This window comes from Variovorax sp. Soil_C_26 (genome assembly GCF_057657075.1).
The window spans coordinates 1-15,027 of the sequence record NZ_JBDGJC010000022.1; the positions used below are offsets into that span (position 1 = coordinate 1).

Genomic DNA, 15,027 nt, shown 5'->3' on the forward strand with positions numbered 1-15,027 from the left:
AGGGTTGCGCGAGACAGGGCGCATGCGGCGTTGCCAATGCTCGCTGGACATCAGTCCAGCTTGCGCTTGGCGCCTTGCCTGCACCCTGTCTCGCGCAACGCAGGGCCATGCCCAAGCCCGACAGCCTCCTGGCGCGGTGCCACAATCCCGGCATGAATGGCCCACGCGTTTCGATCCAGACAGCCGATTTCAACCTGGCGGAGGAGGTTGCCGCGTTGCGTGCCGGCGACAAGCGCGTGGGGGCGGTCTGCAGTTTCATCGGCACGGTGCGCGACCGCAACGACGGCAGCACGGTGGCGTCGATGGAGCTCGAGCACTACCCCGGCATGACCGAGAAGGCCATCGAGGCCATGATCGACGAGGCGCACCGGCGCTTCGACATCCTCGGCGTGCGCGTGATCCACCGCGTGGGCCTGTTGCAGCCGCTCGACCAGATCATGATGGTCGCGGTGGCCTCGGCGCACCGCGGCCAGAGCTTCGAGGCCTGCGAATTTCTGATGGACTACCTCAAGACCCAGGCACCGTTCTGGAAAAAAGAACAGACGCCCGAAGGCGCCCGCTGGGTCGATGCGCGCGTAGCCGACGATGCGGCGCTCGCGCGCTGGGGTATCACGGCCCCGAACGCCTGACGCGCGTGGTCAGAGGGGCTTGAACCCGCTGGCCTGGATGATCCGCTCCCAAGTCTGTGTGTAGCTGCGCACGCGGCCCGCGAACTGGCCCTGCGGCTCGTAGCCCACCGTGAGGCCCATGGCCGTGAGCTTCTGCTTCACGTCGGGCATGGCCAGCACTTTCTGCAGTGCCTCGCCGTAGCGGTTGATGACCGGCTGCGGCGTGCCCACGGGCGCGAAGATGCCGTAGTAGGGCAGGTCTTCGAGGTTCGAGAAGCCCAGCTCGGTGAAGGTCGGCACGTTGGGCAGCACGGCCTGGCGCTTGGCGCCGATCGACGCGACGATGCGCACCTTGCCGGCCTTGTGGTTCTCGATGAAGTCGGGCACCGACGCGATGCCGGCGGTGATCTGGTTGCCCAGCATGTCGGCCGTCATCGGCGCGCTGCCGCGGTAGGGCGCGGGCTGCACGTCGATCTTGTACTTCTCCGAGATCATCTTCACCAGGAACTCCGGGATCGAGGCGGGTGCCGGGATGCCGATGGTTTCCTTGCCGCCGCGCTGGGTGCGGACCCATTTCACGTACTCGTCGATGCTCTTGGCCGGCGTGCCGCCCGAGACGGCCAGCACGTTGGCGAAGGTGGCGAAGCCCGCCACCGGCACGAAGTCGGTGGCCGGGTTGAAGCCCGGGTTCTTCACCACCTGCGGAAGGATCGAAATCGAGTGGTCGTGCGAGATGAACAGCGTGTGGCCGTCGGCGGGCGCCGCCTTCAGCGCCTGCGCGGCGATTTGACCGCCCGCGCCGGCGCGGTTCTCGACCACCACCGGCGTGCCCAGCACGTCCTTGAGCTTCTCGGCCAGCGTGCGCGCGATGGCATCGGTGCCTGCGCCCGCGGGAAAGCCCACCAGCAAGCGCACGGGCGTGCCTTGCGCTTGCGCAAGCCCGGACAGGCCCAGGCCCGCCAGGATGAGGCTCGCGCTGAGCGCCCGTCGGATCGCTTTGGTGCGCTGCATTGAAAAAACCATGTTCGACTCCAATGGAAAGAGGAAAGGGGCACAGTGCAATCGCCGTGCCCGAAAGTGCTGGACACCTTGAATCGTGCCCGAACAGCCCTATTTTGGATGCAGGAATACCACCATGCGACAAGACAAACTCACCACCAAATTTCAGGAAGCGCTCGGCGACGCCCAGTCGCTTGCGCTCGGCAACGACAACGCCTACATCGAACCGGCCCACCTGCTGGCGGCGATGCTGCGCCAGGACGACGGCCCGCGCGCGCTGCTCGAGCGCGCCGGCGTCAACGTGCCCGGCCTTGCCAAGGCGGCCGAGGAGGCCATCAAGCGCCTGCCGCAGGTGCAGGGGCACGATGTCGTGCAGGTCGGTCCCGAGCTCGGAAAGCTGCTGCAGGCCACCGAGAAGGAGGCCATCAAGCGCAACGACCAGTTCATTGCGGGCGAACTGTTCCTGCTGGCCGTGGCCGACAGCAAGTCGGACATCGGCCGCATCGCCAAGGAGAACGGGCTCTCGCGCAAGTCGCTCGAGGCGGCCATCGACGCGGTGCGCGGCGGCCAGGGCGTGAACAGCGCCGATGCCGAAGGCCAGCGCGAGGCGCTGAAGAAATACTGCCTCGACCTCACCGAGCGCGCACGGCTCGGCAAGCTCGACCCGGTCATTGGCCGCGACGAGGAGATCCGCCGCGCCATCCAGGTGCTGCAGCGCCGCACCAAGAACAACCCCGTGCTCATCGGCGAGCCCGGCGTGGGCAAGACCGCGATCGTCGAAGGCCTGGCGCAGCGCATCGTCGCGGGCGAGGTGCCCGAGTCGCTCAAGGGCAAGCGCGTGCTGTCGCTCGACATGGCCGCGCTGCTCGCGGGCGCCAAGTTCCGCGGCGAGTTCGAGGAGCGCCTGAAGACCGTGCTCAACGAGCTGGCCAAGGACGAGGGCCAGACCATCGTCTTCATCGACGAGCTGCACACCATGGTGGGCGCCGGCAAGGCCGAAGGCGCCATGGATGCGGGCAACATGCTCAAGCCCGCGCTCGCGCGCGGCGAGCTGCACTGCGTGGGTGCCACCACGCTCGACGAATACCGCAAGTACATCGAGAAGGACGCCGCGCTCGAGCGCCGCTTCCAGAAGATCATCGTGGGCGAGCCCAGCGTCGAGGCCACCATCGCCATCCTGCGCGGCCTGCAGGAAAAATACGAGGTGCACCACGGCGTGCAGATCACCGACCCGGCCATCGTGGCCGCGGCCGAGTTGTCCGACCGCTACATCACCGACCGCTTCCTGCCCGACAAGGCCATCGACCTGATCGACGAGGCCGCGGCCAAGATCAAGATCGAGATGGACTCCAAGCCCGAGGTGATGGACCGCCTCGACCGCCGCCTGATCCAGCTGCAGATCGAGCGCGAAGCCGTGCGCCGCGAGAAGGACGAGGCCTCGCAGAAGCGCTTCGGCCTGATCGAGGACGAGATCGCCAAGCTGCAGAAGGAGATCGCCGACTACGACGAGATCTGGCAGGCCGAGAAGGCGCAGGCTCAGGGGAGCGCGCACATCCGCGAGGAGATCGAGAAGCTCAAGATCGAAATCAAGGAATGGGAGCGCAAAGGCGATTTCAACAAGCTCGCCGAGCTGCAATATGGCCAGCTGCCGGCGCTCGAGAAGCGCCTGCGCGAGGCCGAGGAAAGCGAGGCGAGCAAGGGCAAGTCGAGTGCGCCGACGCTGCTGCGCACGCAGGTCGGCGCCGAGGAGATCGCCGAGGTGGTGGCGCGCGCCACCGGCATTCCGGTCGCCAAGCTGATGCAGGGCGAACGCGACAAGCTGCTCGTGATGGAAGCCAAGCTGCACGAGCGCGTGGTCGGCCAGGACGAGGCCATCGGTGCGGTCGCGAACGCGATCCGCCGCTCGCGCTCGGGCCTGTCGGACCCGAACCGTCCCACCGGCTCGTTCCTGTTCCTCGGCCCCACGGGCGTGGGCAAGACCGAACTCTGCAAGGCGCTCGCGGGCTTCCTGTTCGACAGCGAAGACCACCTGATCCGCATCGACATGAGCGAGTTCATGGAGAAGCATTCGGTGGCCCGCCTGATCGGCGCGCCGCCGGGCTACGTGGGCTACGAGGAGGGCGGCTACCTCACCGAGGCCGTGCGCCGCAAGCCCTACAGCGTGGTGCTGCTCGACGAGGTCGAGAAGGCGCATCCGGACGTCTTCAACGTGCTGCTGCAGGTGCTCGACGACGGCCGCCTGACCGATGGACAGGGCCGCACCGTCGACTTCAAGAACACGGTGATCGTGATGACCAGCAACATCGGCTCGCCGATCATCCAGTCGATGGTGGGCCAGCCTGCCGAGGAGATCAAGGAAGCGGTCTGGGACGAGCTGAAGAACTACTTCCGCCCCGAGTTCCTGAACCGCATCGACGAGACGGTGGTGTTCCACGCGCTCGACGCGAAGAACATCGAGTCGATCGCCGCGATCCAGCTCAAGGTGCTGCAGGCGCGGCTTGCCAAGATGGACCTGGGCCTGGAGGTGTCGCCCGCCGCGCTGGCCGAGATCGCGAAGGTCGGCTTCGATCCGGTGTTCGGTGCGCGCCCGCTCAAGCGTGCCATCCAGCAGCGCATCGAGAACCCGCTCTCGAGGCTGCTGCTCGACGGCAGCTTCGGGCCCAAGGACACGATCGAGGTCACGACCGATCCGATCCGCTCGCCGGGGCAGTTCGGCTTTGCAAAAGCAGGAAATTCCGGCAAAAACGGGGAACCTGCGGCCGAAGCCTCGGCCTAAGATCGGATGATGAACTTTATTCTTCGCGTGATCCTGCTGATGCTGGGCCTGGTCTTTGCGGCCAGCCTGGCGGTGGCCGTGATGCTGTTGGCCGCCGTGTGGGGCGTTCGCTACGCCTGGGCCCGGCTCACGGGCAAGCCCGTGTCGCCCTGGGTGATGCGCTTCAACCCGCGTTCGGGATTCGAACGTTTTCGCACGGCTGCGCAGCCGGCCGAGCCTTCGGCCGCCGACGTGGCCGGCGCGCGGGCGCGGGGCGAGTCGGTGCGCAGCCCGCTGCTGCGCAACCGCGGTGCCGGCGACGACGTGACCGACGTGCGCGCACGCCCGGCCACGCGCGGCGAGTAGTCTCCCCGCCTACCTGGGGCGCTCAGCGGTACAGCGCCTCGATCTCCTCCGCATACGCCTTGTAGATGCTCGAGCGCCGCACCTTCATGGTCGCGGTGACCTCGCCATCGTCATGGTCGAGTTCCTTGGTCAGCAGATGGAAGCGGCGCACCTGGGACACCTGCGCGAGGCGTGCATTGCCGCGCTGGATTTCGGCATCGATGAGTTCGCGCACGCGCGGCAGTTCGACCAGCGAACGGAAGTGCGTGAAGGCCAGGCGTTCGGCCTCGGCCCATTTTCCGACCGTCTCGTAGTCGATCTGCACCAGCGCCGAGACGAACTTGCGCCCCTCCGCCACCACGATGCATTCCTTCAGGTAGGGGCTCGCCTTCATGGTGTTCTCGATCTCCGAGGGCGTGAGGTTCTTGCCGCCCGCGGTGATCATGATGTCCTTGAGCCGGTCGACGATGCGCAATTGGCCGTCGGCTTCCTCGGCCACCACGTCGCCGGTGTGCAGCCAGCCCGCTTGCACCGACGCCGTCGTGGCTTCGGGGTTCTTGTAGTAGCCGCAGAACACCATCTCGCCGCGGATCTGCAGCTCGCCCTGCGCACCCACGCGGTATTCGACGCCCTCGGTCACCGGCCCGACGGTGCCCACCTTGACCTGGTCGATGCGGTGGCCGCAGACCATGCCGGTGGATTCGGTGAGGCCATACACCTCGACCAGCGGCACGCCGAGCGTGCGGAAGAAGCGAACCACGTCGGGCGGGATCGGCGCCGCGCCGGTCAGCGCCACGCGCGCATTGCGCAGGCCGATGAAGTTCTGCAGCGCGCGCAGCACCGTCCAGTAAGCCAGAAAGAAGCGCAGCCGTTCGCCGGCGTTCCATTGCGCGCGCGGTTTCTCGGCCAGTGGCGCACAGCCGGCCAGCGCGCGGCGGTAGAGCGCGCGCCGCAGCCGGCCGGTCTCCTGCATCTTGATGGTGATCGCCGCATGCAGCTTTTCCCAGATGCGCGGCACGCCGAGGAACATGCTCGGCGCCACCTCGCGCAGGTCTTCCTGCACGGTGCGGATCGACTCGCCGAAGTTCACCTGCGAGCCCAGGTAGAGCGGCACGAACGTGGTGAGCATCTGCTCGGCCACGTGGCACAGCGGCAGGTAAGACAGGTGCGTGGTGCCGGCATCGAGCTGCAGCCGCTCCACGATACCGGGCACGACGCCGCGGATGTTGCGCCAGGAGATCATCGCGCCCTTGGGCGCGCCGGTGGAGCCCGAGGTGTAGATCATGAGCCCGATGTGGTCGAGCGACTGCGCTGCCAGCGCGGTGTCGATGCGCGCATCGCCCTCCTGCGCCTGCAGTGCGGCGCCGGCCGCTTCTAGCTCGGCGAAGCTCATCATCCGGTCGCGCTCCGCGGGAGCGTAGCTCGCGAGGCCCTTGGTCTCGATCACGATGATGCGGCGCAGCTTCGGCAGCGCATCGATCGCCTCGAGCACCTTGTCGGCCTGCTCCTGGTCTTCGCAGACCACGACCTCGACGTCGGCATGGCCGACCACGTAGGCCACCTCGTTCGTCGGGCTCGTGGGGTACACGCCCACCGTCACCGCACCGAGCAGGCCCGCGCCCATCTGCGCCAGCACCCATTCGACCCGGTTCTCGGAAATGACGCCCAGGTGGCCGCCGGCCTGCATGCCCAGCGCCGCGAGGCCCAGGCCCACGTGCGCCGCGCGCCGGTGGTAGTCGGCCCAACTCAGCGGATGCCAGATGCCGAAGTCCTTCTGGCGGATCGCGATGCGCGCGCCCTGTGTGCGCGCCTGTTCGCGCAGCATCTGTGGCAGTGTGCGTTCGGGCAGGTTCATGACAGCCAGCGCTTGCGACGCTTGTAGTGCTTGAGCCCGCGGAAGCTCCTGGATTCGCCCGCGCCACCCACGCCGAGATAGAACTCGCGCACGTCGGGGTCGGCCGCGAGCCGCTCGGCGCTGCCGTCGATCACGATCTTGCCGTTCTCCATGATGTAACCGCTGTCGGCCACCGCGAGCGCCAGGCTGGCGTTCTGCTCCACCAGCAGCATCGACACGCCGCGCTCGGCGTTGATGCGCGCGATGATGCCGAAGATCTCTTCCACCAGCTTGGGCGAGAGGCCCAGCGAAGGCTCGTCGAGCAGGATCAGCTTGGGCTCGGCCACCAGCGCGCGGCCGATGGCCAGCATCTGCTGTTCGCCGCCCGAAAGGTAGCCTGCGAGGCCTTTGCGCCGCTCGTGCAGCCGCGGGAAATACGCGTACACCGCATCGAAGTCGCGCGCCTGCGCGTCGCGGCCGACGCGTGCATAGGTGGCGGCCACCAGGTTCTCCTCGACGGTCAGGTCCTCGAACACGCGGCGGCCCTCCATCACATGCGCGAGCCCTCGCCGCACCAGCTGCTGCGGCGCGAGCCGGTCGGTGGGCTGGCCGTCGAAGGCGATGCGGCCGGCCTCGAGCGCGCCGTCTTCCAGTGGCAGCAGGCCAGAGATCGCCTTCAGCGTGGTCGACTTGCCCGCGCCGTTGCTGCCCAAGAGCGCCACGATCTGCCCGCGCGGCACGGCCAGCGACAGGCCGCGCAGCACCTGCACGACCTTGTTGTAGACCACCTCGACGTTGTTGACCTCGAGGATGGGCTCGCCGCCGGTTGCGCTCACTGGTGCACCCTTGGCGCTGCGCGCCTTCCCGCCAGGCGGGAGCGAGCTTGCTTGGGGCGGCCCGGCGCGGCGCTCACTGGCCGCTCTTTCACTCGTTCACTCATTTGTCCAGCGAGATCCAGTCCGACGCCGGCACCATCTTCTGCGCCTTCATGTCGGCACGGTAGACGCGGCCCACCGGGATCGAGTTGCCCTTGATGGTGATCGGCACGCCGATCAGGCCGCCGGTGTCGAAGTCCTTGATGCTGTTGAGTGCCGCCTTCAGGTTCTTGCCGTCGAGTGGCTTGCCGGCGTCGAGCGTGCGCTTGGCGGCCTCGGTGAACAGCATCGCGGTGAGAAAGCCCTGCGTGTAGGCGGTGCTCTGGTACTCGGGGCGCATCGCGCGGATCTTCTCGAGCATTGGCGCCTTGGCCGAGGTGTCGTAGTAGTAGCGGTAGGGCATCACGCCCATGAAGCCGTCGCCGGCTTCGCCCATCTTCATGACGGTGGAGCTGTCCATGGTCCAGAAGGTGCCCATCCACTTGCTGGTCATGCCCATCTGCTTGCCCTGCTGCACGAACTCGGGAATCGGCGCAAGGATGTAGCCGTGGAAGATCGTGTAGTCGGGCGCGGCGCGGCGCAGCTTGATGACCTCGGTCGACACGTCGACGCTGCCGGCCGGCGTCATGATCTTGACCGGCACCGTGAGGCCCAGCTTCTTGGCGGCCGCCTCGCTGGCCTCGATCGGGTCGCGGCCGAACTCGGAGTCGGAGTAGACGAAGGCGACCTTGGCACCGGGCTTCTCCTTGGCGATGTGGCGCAGCAGGATGCCGATCATTTCGGTGTAGTCGGGGCCGACCAGGAACTGGTGCGGGTACTTGGCGGGGTCGTTGAGCTCGGAGGCGAACGAGGCGCCGGCCATCAGGATCTGGCCGCTACGGTCGAGCTCGGGGTTGATGGTCTTCGAGAAGCCCGTCGAGTCGCCGTAGTAGAGGTTGACCTTGTTCTGGCTCGTGATCTTCTTGAAGGCGGCCACCGAGACATCGACCTTGTAGCCCGTGTCCTCGGGCACGTAGCGCAGCTTGCGGCCCTTGATGCCGCCCGCGTCGTTGAGGATCTTCACGTAGTCGGCAATGCCGGCGTTGATGCCGATGCCCGCGAAGGCGAACACGCCGGTCATCGGGATCGAGCCGCCGATGACGATGTCTTCGGCGCTGCCTTGCGCGTGCACGGCGAGCGGCGCGGCGAGTGCGGCCGCAGCGGCCAGCACGAGTGCGCGGCGGCGCAGGGCGGGAGTCTTCTTGAAGTCGGATGCCATGTTCGTCTCCTTGTCAGTTCTTGAAAGGCCACAGATGAAAGAAACGGCGGATGCGCCGCCACACTTCGGCGAGCCCGTGTGGCTCGAAGACCAGGAAGCCGACGATCAGCAGGCCGAAGACGACCGTGCGCACCGGCGAGAGGAAGACCGTCATCTCGTGCCCGCCCGGCAGCAGGTCGAACACCAACTTGAGCAGCTCGGGCACCATGGTCATGAAGACGGCACCGAGGATGCCGCCCAGGATGGAACCCATGCCGCCGACGATGATCGCGGCCAGGAAGAAGATCGACATCAGGAGCGGAAAGCTCTCGGGCGTGACCACGCGGAAGAAGTAGGCCCACATGCCGCCGGCCACGCCGGCATAGAACGACGACAGGCCGAACGAGAGCAGCTTGTAGCGCAACAGCGGAATGCCGAGCACCTCGGCCGAGATGTCGCGGTCGCGAATGGCGATGAAGGCGCGGCCCACGCGCGTGCGAAAGAGGTTGGCCGCGCCCAGCAGCATGAGCAGGGTGATCGGCACGATGAGCCAGTAGAGGCGGAACGAGGTGTCGAGTGCGAAGCCGAAGATCTGCGCCGGCGGCAGCGAGAGGCCCGAGGTGCCGCCGGTGAGCGTGAGGTTGGCAAAGAGAAAGTGCGCGATGAACGAGGCCGCGATGGTGGCGATGGCCAGGTACAGGCCCTTCACCCGCAGCGACGGAATGCCGACGATCAACCCGCCGACCATGGCGACCACGCCGCCCGCGAAAATGTTGAGCAGGAACGGCGTGCCGAAGCGGATCTGCAGGATGGCGACGGTGTAGGCGCCCAGCCCCATGAAGGCGGCCTGGCCCATGCTGACCAGGCCGGTGTAGCCGGTCAGGATGTTGAGGCCGGTGGCGCTCGCGACGTTGATGGCGACGAGGCAGGCGAGGTACAGCCAGTAGGCGTCGGCCATGAACGGAAACAGCACGAGCAGCGCGGCACCGATGGCGAGCCAGGTCTTCTGGGTGCGCGAGTCGAAGAGCGCGGCGTCGGCGGTGTAGCTTTGCTTGAGGGTGCCTATGCGCATCTCAAAGCCTCTCGATCTCATGCGTGCCGAACAGGCCGTACGGACGGATCATCAGCACGACCACGAGCACGACGAAGGTCGCCAGCAGCTTGTATTCGCCGCCGAGGTACGTGCCCGCGAGCGCTTCGACGAGGCCGATGAAGAGGCCGCCCACCAGCGCGCCGAGCACGCTGTCGAGGCCGCCGACGATCACCACCACCAGCACCGACAGCCCGAACACGCCCATCGACGACGAGATGCCGCCGATCGCGCCGACCACGATGCCCGCGACCGCGGCGATCATCGCCGAGGCCACCCAGGCGAGCGAGAACACGCGCGGCACGTTGATGCCCATCATGTAGGCCGCGCCCTGGTCGGAGGCCGTGGCCCGCAGCGCCACGCCACCGCGCCAGAAGCGAAACAGCAGCAGCACCAGCGCGATCAGCACAAGCGCAGCGAGCGCGCCATACGCCACCTTGGGCGCCAGGAAAGCATCGCCCACCATCACCGGCGCATTCGGCATGAACTCGGGCAGGCGGCGCTGGTCGGCGGTCCAGACGATCTCGACCACGCCGACCAGCACCGAGGCCAGCCCCACCGTGACCATGAAGGCGGAAATTGGCGGTTGGCCGAGCAGCGGCCGGATCATCGTGCGCTCGACCACCGCGCCCAGCAGTCCGGTGCCCAGCACCGAGCCGAGCACCGCGAGCCAGATCGGCAGCGAGAAGCTCGCGGCGAACGCGAAGAAAAGGTAAGCGCCGATCATCAGCATCTCGCCGATCGCGATGTTGACCACGCGCGTGGCCTTGTAGACCAGCACGAAGGCCAGCGCCGCGAGCGCATAGAGCCCGCCGCCGGCCACACCCGTGAGCGCGATCTCGAACAGGTAGGCCCAGTCCATCAGCCGGCCTCCGCTGTGGCTGCGGCTTGCGCACTGCCGCGCAGCCTGCGCCGCAGCTCGCCCACGTCGCCGGCGCCCAGGTAGGCGCGCACCACCTCGGGGTCGGCCTGCACCTCGGCCGGCGTGCCCTGCGCGATCACCTGGCCGAAGTTGAGCACCACCACGTGGTCCGACAGGTCCATCACCATGGCCATGTCGTGCTCCACCATCAGCACCGTGATGCCCCATTCGCGCCGCACGTCGAGGATGAAGCGCGCCATGTCCTCGGTCTCTTCCCGGTTCATGCCGGCCACTGGTTCGTCGAGCATCAGCACCTTGGGCTGCATGGCCAACGCGCGCGCCATTTCCACGCGCTTCTGCAGGCCGTAGGGCAGGGCGGCCACGCTGGCATGGCGGATGTGGTCGATCTCGAGGAAATCGATGATGCGTTCCTCCACGTCGCGGCGCAGCTCGGCCTCTTCGCGGCGTGCGCGGCCCAGGTAGAAGAGCGCATCGAACACGTTCGATTTCAGGTGCACGTGGCGCCCGAGCTTGATGTTGTCGAGCACCGTCATGCCGCGGAACAGCGCGATGTTCTGGAAACTGCGCGCCAGCCCGAGCGCGGCGCGCTTCGGCGCCGGCAGGCGCGTGATGTCCTGGCCCTCGAAGACCACGCGGCCCGCGGTGGGCCGGTAGAAGCCCGAGACCGTGTTGAACAGCGAGGTCTTGCCCGCGCCGTTGGGGCCGATCACCGCGGTGATCGAGCCGGGCTGCACGTCGAAGCCCACGCCGCTGAGTGCCTTGACCCCGCCGAAAGCCAGCGTGAGCGCTTCCACGCGCAGCACGGGCGCGGCGCTGCCCGGGTCGGCGGGCGGGCGGGCGCGCAGGGGCTCGGTGTCGGCGTGCATGGCGTCGAGTGGGTTCCTGGTCTCAGGGTTGTTACGGCATCGGCATTCCGGGATACTTGGCCGTAGAATTTCTACTCCCCGGTAACATCGCGATCTTCCAGACGCGACCGCGCCGTGGCATCAGGACTTACCCCTGCGCGCAAACCCGGATCGCACCATGACCCTCACCAAGCGCCGTGCCCCCGCCGCCGCCAAGGCCCCGCCGTCCTCCGCGGACGACTCGCCCTGGGTGCCGTCGGCCAAACGCGCCATGCAGCGCGAGCTCAAGCGCCAGGCGGTGCTGCAGACTGCGGCGCAGCTGTTCAACGAGCGCGGCTTCCATGCCACCTCGCTCGACGACATTGCCGAGCGGCTGCACGTGACCAAGCCGACGCTCTACTACTACGTGAAGAGCAAGGACGACATCCTGCTCGAGTGCGTGCGTGCCGCGCTGGGCATGATGCAGGAGGGCATCGACACGGTTCGCCGCAACGGCGGCCGCGCGCTCGACCAGCTCATGGCCTGCATGCGCAGCTACGCGGGCATCGTCTGCGAGGATTTCGGCATGTGCGTGATCCGCATCGGCGAAGACCCGCTGCCCGCGCCGCTCAGGAAGGAACTGCGTCGCCTCAAGGCCGGCATCGACCACGAGTTCCGGCGGCTCATCGCCGAAGGCATCGAAGAGGGCTCGATCGCGCCTTGCGATCCGAAGATGGCCGCCTTCATGCTTGCCGGCGGGCTCAGCTGGATCGGCCGCTGGTACCGCCGCGACGGCGACTTCACGCCCGAGCAGATCGCCGACCAGGGCATCGCGCTGCTGCTGAACGGCGTGCTGCAGAAGGCGCCCGTGCCCGCCGCGGCCGGCAGCGGCGCGCGCCGCAAGCCCCGCGCAGCGGCCGCGCCCAAATTGGCTGCATGAACAAGGAGCACCCACGATGACCGACACCACTACCACCCCGGCCGCAGCGCCGCTCGAAGTCCGCCGCCAGGGGGCGATCGCCACCCTGCGCTTCAACCGCCCCGCCGCGCTGAACGCGATCGACGTGCCGATGGCCGAGGCCTTTCTGGCGGCGGTGCGTGGCATTGCCGCCGACCGCTCCGTGCGCGCGGTGCTGCTGAGCGGGGCCGGCAAGGGTTTCATGGCCGGCGGCGACCTTGCCCTGCTGCAGGCTGACCCGGCAGGCGGCGCGGCCGCGCTGATCGGTCCGCTGCACGAGGCGCTGGCCGTGCTGGCCACCATCGATGCGCCCGTGGTGGCGCAGGTGCACGGCGTTGCGGCCGGTGCCGGCCTGAGCCTGATGCTGCAGGCCGACTTCGTGCTCGCGGCCGAGGGCACGCGCTTCAACCTGGCCTACGTCAACATCGGCACGAGCTGCGACGTGGGGGCCTCGTGGGCGCTGCCGCGCTGGGTGGGGCTGCGCCGTGCGCTCGAGATCGCGCTGCTCGGCGACATGCTCGACGCCGCCGCGGCCGAACGCATCGGGCTCGTCAACCGCGTGGTGCCGGCCGAGGCGCTGGCGTCCGAAGCGATGGCGCTCGCCGAGCGGCTCGCAAAGGGGCCGACGGTGGCGCTCGGCCAGCTGCGGCGCCTGATGCGTGCCAGTTTCGATCGCGAGCTGCCGGCGCAGCTCGCGGCCGAATCGGCGGCCTTCCAGGTCTGCGCTGCCACGGCCGATTTCCGCACCGGCGTCGATGCCTTCTTCGCGCGCAAGCCGGCGCATTTCGAAGGCCGCTGAAGAATCCTTTCCCTACTTTCTTGATCCAGGAGCATTCCATGACCTCACGCGAGATCTTCGTCGTCGGCACCGCCCGCACGGCCATCGGCACTTTCGGCGGCTCGCTGAAGGACGTGCCCAACACCCAGCTCGCCACCACCGCGGTGAAGGCCGCCATCGAGCGCAGCGGCCTCGCGCCGTCGGCCATCGGCCATGTGGTGATGGGCAACGTGATTCCCACCGACACCAAGGACGCCTACCTGAGCCGCGTGGCGACCATCGATGCCGGCTGCCCGATCGAGACGCCGGCCTTCAACGTCAACCGGCTCTGCGGCTCGGGCCTGCAGGCGATCGTGTCGGCGGCGCAGGCCATTGCGCTCGGCGACTGCGACATCGCGATCGGCGGCGGCTCCGAGTCGATGAGCCGCGGCCCGTACTTCGATACCGCCGCGCGCTACGGCGCGCGCATGGGCGACGCCGTGCTGGTCGACTACATGCTCGGCATCCTGCACGACCCGTGGGAGAAGATCCACATGGGCATCACCGCCGAGAACGTGGCCGCGCGCTACGGCATCACGCGCGAGCAGATGGACGAACTGGCCGCCAGCAGCCAGCAGCGCGCGGCGGCCGCCATTGCCGCAGGCCGCTTCAAGGAGCAGATCGTTCCGGTCGAGGTGAAGACGCGCAAGGGCGTGGTGCTGTTCGACACCGACGAGCATGTGCGCGCCGACACCACCGCCGACGCGCTGTTGAAGATGAAGCCCGCGTTCAAGAAGGACGGCCTCGTCACCGCCGGCAATGCTTCGGGCATCAACGACGGCGCTGCGGCCGTGGTGCTGGCCGAAGGCGCGCGCGTCAAGTCCGACGGGCTCAAGCCGCTGGCCCGCCTGGTGGGCTATGCGCACGCGGGCGTCGAGCCGGCCTACATGGGCATCGGCCCGGTGCCGGCCACGCGCAAGGTGCTGGAGCGCACCGGCCTGAAGGTGGCCGACTTCGACGTGATCGAATCGAACGAGGCGTTCGCGGCGCAGGCCTGCGCGGTCATCAAGGAGCTGGGCTTCGATCCGGCCAAGGTCAACCCCAACGGCTCGGGCATTTCGCTCGGCCATCCGGTGGGCGCGACCGGCGCGATCATCACGACCAAGGCCATTGCCGAACTGCACCGCGTCGGCGGCCGCTACGCGCTGGTGACCATGTGCATCGGCGGCGGCCAGGGCATCGCCGCGGTGTTTGAACGCGTTTGAAGGCACACTGGCGGGCATGCCTCGCCCACCGCTCCTGATCGACCCTGCCGAGGTCGAGTTCAGCGCCATCCGCGCCCAGGGCGCGGGCGGCCAGAACGTCAACAAGGTGTCGAGCGCGGTCCACCTGCGCTACGACATCCCTGCCAGCTCGCTGCCCGCCGACGTGAAGGAGCGGCTGCTCGCGCTGCGCGACAGCCGTATCACGCAGGAGGGCGTGTTCGTGCTCAAGGCGCAGACGCACCGGACGCAGGAGATGAACCGCGCCGATGCGCTCGCGCGGCTGCAGGCGGTGGTCGACAGCGTGGCGACGCCGCCGCGCGTGCGCCGCGCCACCAAGCCCACCTACGGTTCGAAGCAGCGCCGCCTCGAAGGCAAGAGCCAGCGCGCGCAGGTCAAGAGCCTGCGCGGGCCGGTGCGGGACTAGGGCCTGTTAACACTACGCAAGGGGTCGAGCTTCCCTCCGGGTTGCTCCGCCAAGGGGCCGTCTGCGGCGTTGCCCGCGCTTGCAAGGCGCCAGCCTTGCTGCGCGCGGGCGCCTTGCAGCCAGCCCCTTGGCGAAGCAACGCGATCCCCTTGCGTAGTGTTAACAGGCCCTAG

The 15,027-nt window shown here is 68.1% G+C and carries 14 protein-coding genes; 7 read left to right on the forward strand and 7 right to left on the reverse strand.

Annotation, left to right across the window (positions count from 1 at the left end):
- Nucleotides 1-152: 152 nt before the first annotated feature.
- The gene (locus AC3A6G_RS27015; RefSeq protein ID WP_487863584.1) at nt 153-629 is read left to right on the forward strand and encodes a molybdenum cofactor biosynthesis protein MoaE; all 477 of its coding nucleotides are present in this window, start codon (nt 153-155) and stop codon (nt 627-629) included.
- Between the two features lie 9 nt (nt 630-638).
- Here AC3A6G_RS27015 and AC3A6G_RS27020 read toward each other — a convergent pair whose 3' ends face one another.
- Nucleotides 639-1,631: a Bug family tripartite tricarboxylate transporter substrate binding protein gene (locus tag AC3A6G_RS27020; RefSeq protein WP_487859993.1), complete on the reverse strand. Its 993-nt coding sequence runs from the start codon at nt 1,629-1,631 to the stop codon at nt 639-641.
- Between the two features lie 112 nt (nt 1,632-1,743).
- On the opposite strand from AC3A6G_RS27020, the gene clpB reads away from it, so the two are divergent.
- The gene (clpB, locus tag AC3A6G_RS27025) at nt 1,744-4,383 is read left to right on the forward strand and encodes an ATP-dependent chaperone ClpB (RefSeq protein WP_487859994.1); all 2,640 of its coding nucleotides are present in this window, start codon (nt 1,744-1,746) and stop codon (nt 4,381-4,383) included.
- A 6-nt stretch (nt 4,384-4,389) separates the two neighbouring features.
- On the forward strand, nt 4,390-4,728 hold the full coding sequence (locus AC3A6G_RS27030) for a hypothetical protein (RefSeq protein ID WP_487859995.1): 339 nt from the start codon (nt 4,390-4,392) through the stop codon (nt 4,726-4,728).
- Nucleotides 4,729-4,750: 22 nt separating this feature from the next.
- On the opposite strand, the gene AC3A6G_RS27035 is transcribed toward AC3A6G_RS27030, so the two are convergent.
- From AC3A6G_RS27035 to AC3A6G_RS27060, 6 genes are all read right to left on the reverse strand, one after another.
- Nucleotides 4,751-6,562, reverse strand: a complete 1,812-nt coding sequence (locus AC3A6G_RS27035; protein WP_487875049.1) for an AMP-dependent synthetase/ligase — start codon at nt 6,560-6,562, stop codon at nt 4,751-4,753.
- Nucleotides 6,559-7,377, reverse strand: coding sequence for an ABC transporter ATP-binding protein (locus AC3A6G_RS27040; RefSeq protein WP_487875050.1), 819 nt, complete (start codon nt 7,375-7,377; stop codon nt 6,559-6,561). Before AC3A6G_RS27040 ends, AC3A6G_RS27035 begins: the two co-directional genes overlap by 4 nt.
- 100 nt (nt 7,378-7,477) lie before the next feature.
- On the reverse strand, nt 7,478-8,674 hold the full coding sequence (locus AC3A6G_RS27045) for an ABC transporter substrate-binding protein (RefSeq protein ID WP_487875051.1): 1,197 nt from the start codon (nt 8,672-8,674) through the stop codon (nt 7,478-7,480).
- A 13-nt stretch (nt 8,675-8,687) separates the two neighbouring features.
- Nucleotides 8,688-9,725: a branched-chain amino acid ABC transporter permease gene (locus tag AC3A6G_RS27050; RefSeq protein WP_487863589.1), complete on the reverse strand. Its 1,038-nt coding sequence runs from the start codon at nt 9,723-9,725 to the stop codon at nt 8,688-8,690.
- Nucleotide 9,726: 1 nt separating this feature from the next.
- Nucleotides 9,727-10,605 (reverse strand): branched-chain amino acid ABC transporter permease, encoded by an 879-nt coding sequence (locus tag AC3A6G_RS27055; RefSeq protein ID WP_487875052.1) that lies wholly within the window; start codon nt 10,603-10,605, stop codon nt 9,727-9,729.
- The gene (locus AC3A6G_RS27060; RefSeq protein ID WP_487875053.1) at nt 10,605-11,492 is read right to left on the reverse strand and encodes an ABC transporter ATP-binding protein; all 888 of its coding nucleotides are present in this window, start codon (nt 11,490-11,492) and stop codon (nt 10,605-10,607) included. Before AC3A6G_RS27060 ends, AC3A6G_RS27055 begins: the two co-directional genes overlap by 1 nt.
- A gap of 157 nt (nt 11,493-11,649) precedes the next feature.
- Between AC3A6G_RS27060 and AC3A6G_RS27065 the strand changes: the two genes are divergently transcribed.
- Genes AC3A6G_RS27065 through arfB form a run of 4 tightly spaced genes read left to right on the forward strand, consistent with a single transcriptional unit; the run spans nt 11,650 to nt 14,854 of the window.
- On the forward strand, nt 11,650-12,390 hold the full coding sequence (locus tag AC3A6G_RS27065) for a TetR/AcrR family transcriptional regulator (protein WP_487860002.1): 741 nt from the start codon (nt 11,650-11,652) through the stop codon (nt 12,388-12,390).
- Between the two features lie 16 nt (nt 12,391-12,406).
- Complete coding sequence (locus tag AC3A6G_RS27070; RefSeq protein WP_487875054.1) at nt 12,407-13,207, forward strand: enoyl-CoA hydratase/isomerase family protein; 801 nt, start codon at nt 12,407-12,409, stop codon at nt 13,205-13,207.
- A gap of 38 nt (nt 13,208-13,245) precedes the next feature.
- Nucleotides 13,246-14,430, forward strand: coding sequence for an acetyl-CoA C-acyltransferase family protein (locus AC3A6G_RS27075; protein WP_487875055.1), 1,185 nt, complete (start codon nt 13,246-13,248; stop codon nt 14,428-14,430).
- A 16-nt stretch (nt 14,431-14,446) separates the two neighbouring features.
- Nucleotides 14,447-14,854 carry an alternative ribosome rescue aminoacyl-tRNA hydrolase ArfB gene (arfB, locus tag AC3A6G_RS27080; protein ID WP_487860005.1) on the forward strand — a complete coding sequence of 136 codons (408 nt, stop codon included), beginning with the start codon at nt 14,447-14,449 and terminating at the stop codon, nt 14,852-14,854.
- Nucleotides 14,855-15,027: the final 173 nt, after the last annotated feature.

Excerpts from the sequence above, each read along its gene's own strand:
- AC3A6G_RS27030 (WP_487859995.1), top strand. The coding sequence starts at position 4,390 with ATGATGAACTTTATTCTTCGCGTGATCCTGCTGATGCTGGGCCTGGTC.
- AC3A6G_RS27055 (WP_487875052.1), bottom strand. The coding sequence starts at position 10,605 with ATGGACTGGGCCTACCTGTTCGAGATCGCGCTCACGGGTGTGGCCGGC.
- AC3A6G_RS27075 (WP_487875055.1), top strand. The coding sequence starts at position 13,246 with ATGACCTCACGCGAGATCTTCGTCGTCGGCACCGCCCGCACGGCCATC.
- clpB (WP_487859994.1), top strand. The coding sequence starts at position 1,744 with ATGCGACAAGACAAACTCACCACCAAATTTCAGGAAGCGCTCGGCGAC.
- AC3A6G_RS27015 (WP_487863584.1), top strand. The coding sequence starts at position 153 with ATGAATGGCCCACGCGTTTCGATCCAGACAGCCGATTTCAACCTGGCG.
- AC3A6G_RS27050 (WP_487863589.1), bottom strand. The coding sequence starts at position 9,725 with ATGCGCATAGGCACCCTCAAGCAAAGCTACACCGCCGACGCCGCGCTC.
- AC3A6G_RS27060 (WP_487875053.1), bottom strand. The coding sequence starts at position 11,492 with ATGCACGCCGACACCGAGCCCCTGCGCGCCCGCCCGCCCGCCGACCCG.
- arfB (WP_487860005.1), top strand. The coding sequence starts at position 14,447 with ATGCCTCGCCCACCGCTCCTGATCGACCCTGCCGAGGTCGAGTTCAGC.
- AC3A6G_RS27035 (WP_487875049.1), bottom strand. The coding sequence starts at position 6,562 with ATGAACCTGCCCGAACGCACACTGCCACAGATGCTGCGCGAACAGGCG.
- AC3A6G_RS27020 (WP_487859993.1), bottom strand. The coding sequence starts at position 1,631 with ATGGTTTTTTCAATGCAGCGCACCAAAGCGATCCGACGGGCGCTCAGC.
- AC3A6G_RS27065 (WP_487860002.1), top strand. The coding sequence starts at position 11,650 with ATGACCCTCACCAAGCGCCGTGCCCCCGCCGCCGCCAAGGCCCCGCCG.
- AC3A6G_RS27070 (WP_487875054.1), top strand. The coding sequence starts at position 12,407 with ATGACCGACACCACTACCACCCCGGCCGCAGCGCCGCTCGAAGTCCGC.
- AC3A6G_RS27045 (WP_487875051.1), bottom strand. The coding sequence starts at position 8,674 with ATGGCATCCGACTTCAAGAAGACTCCCGCCCTGCGCCGCCGCGCACTC.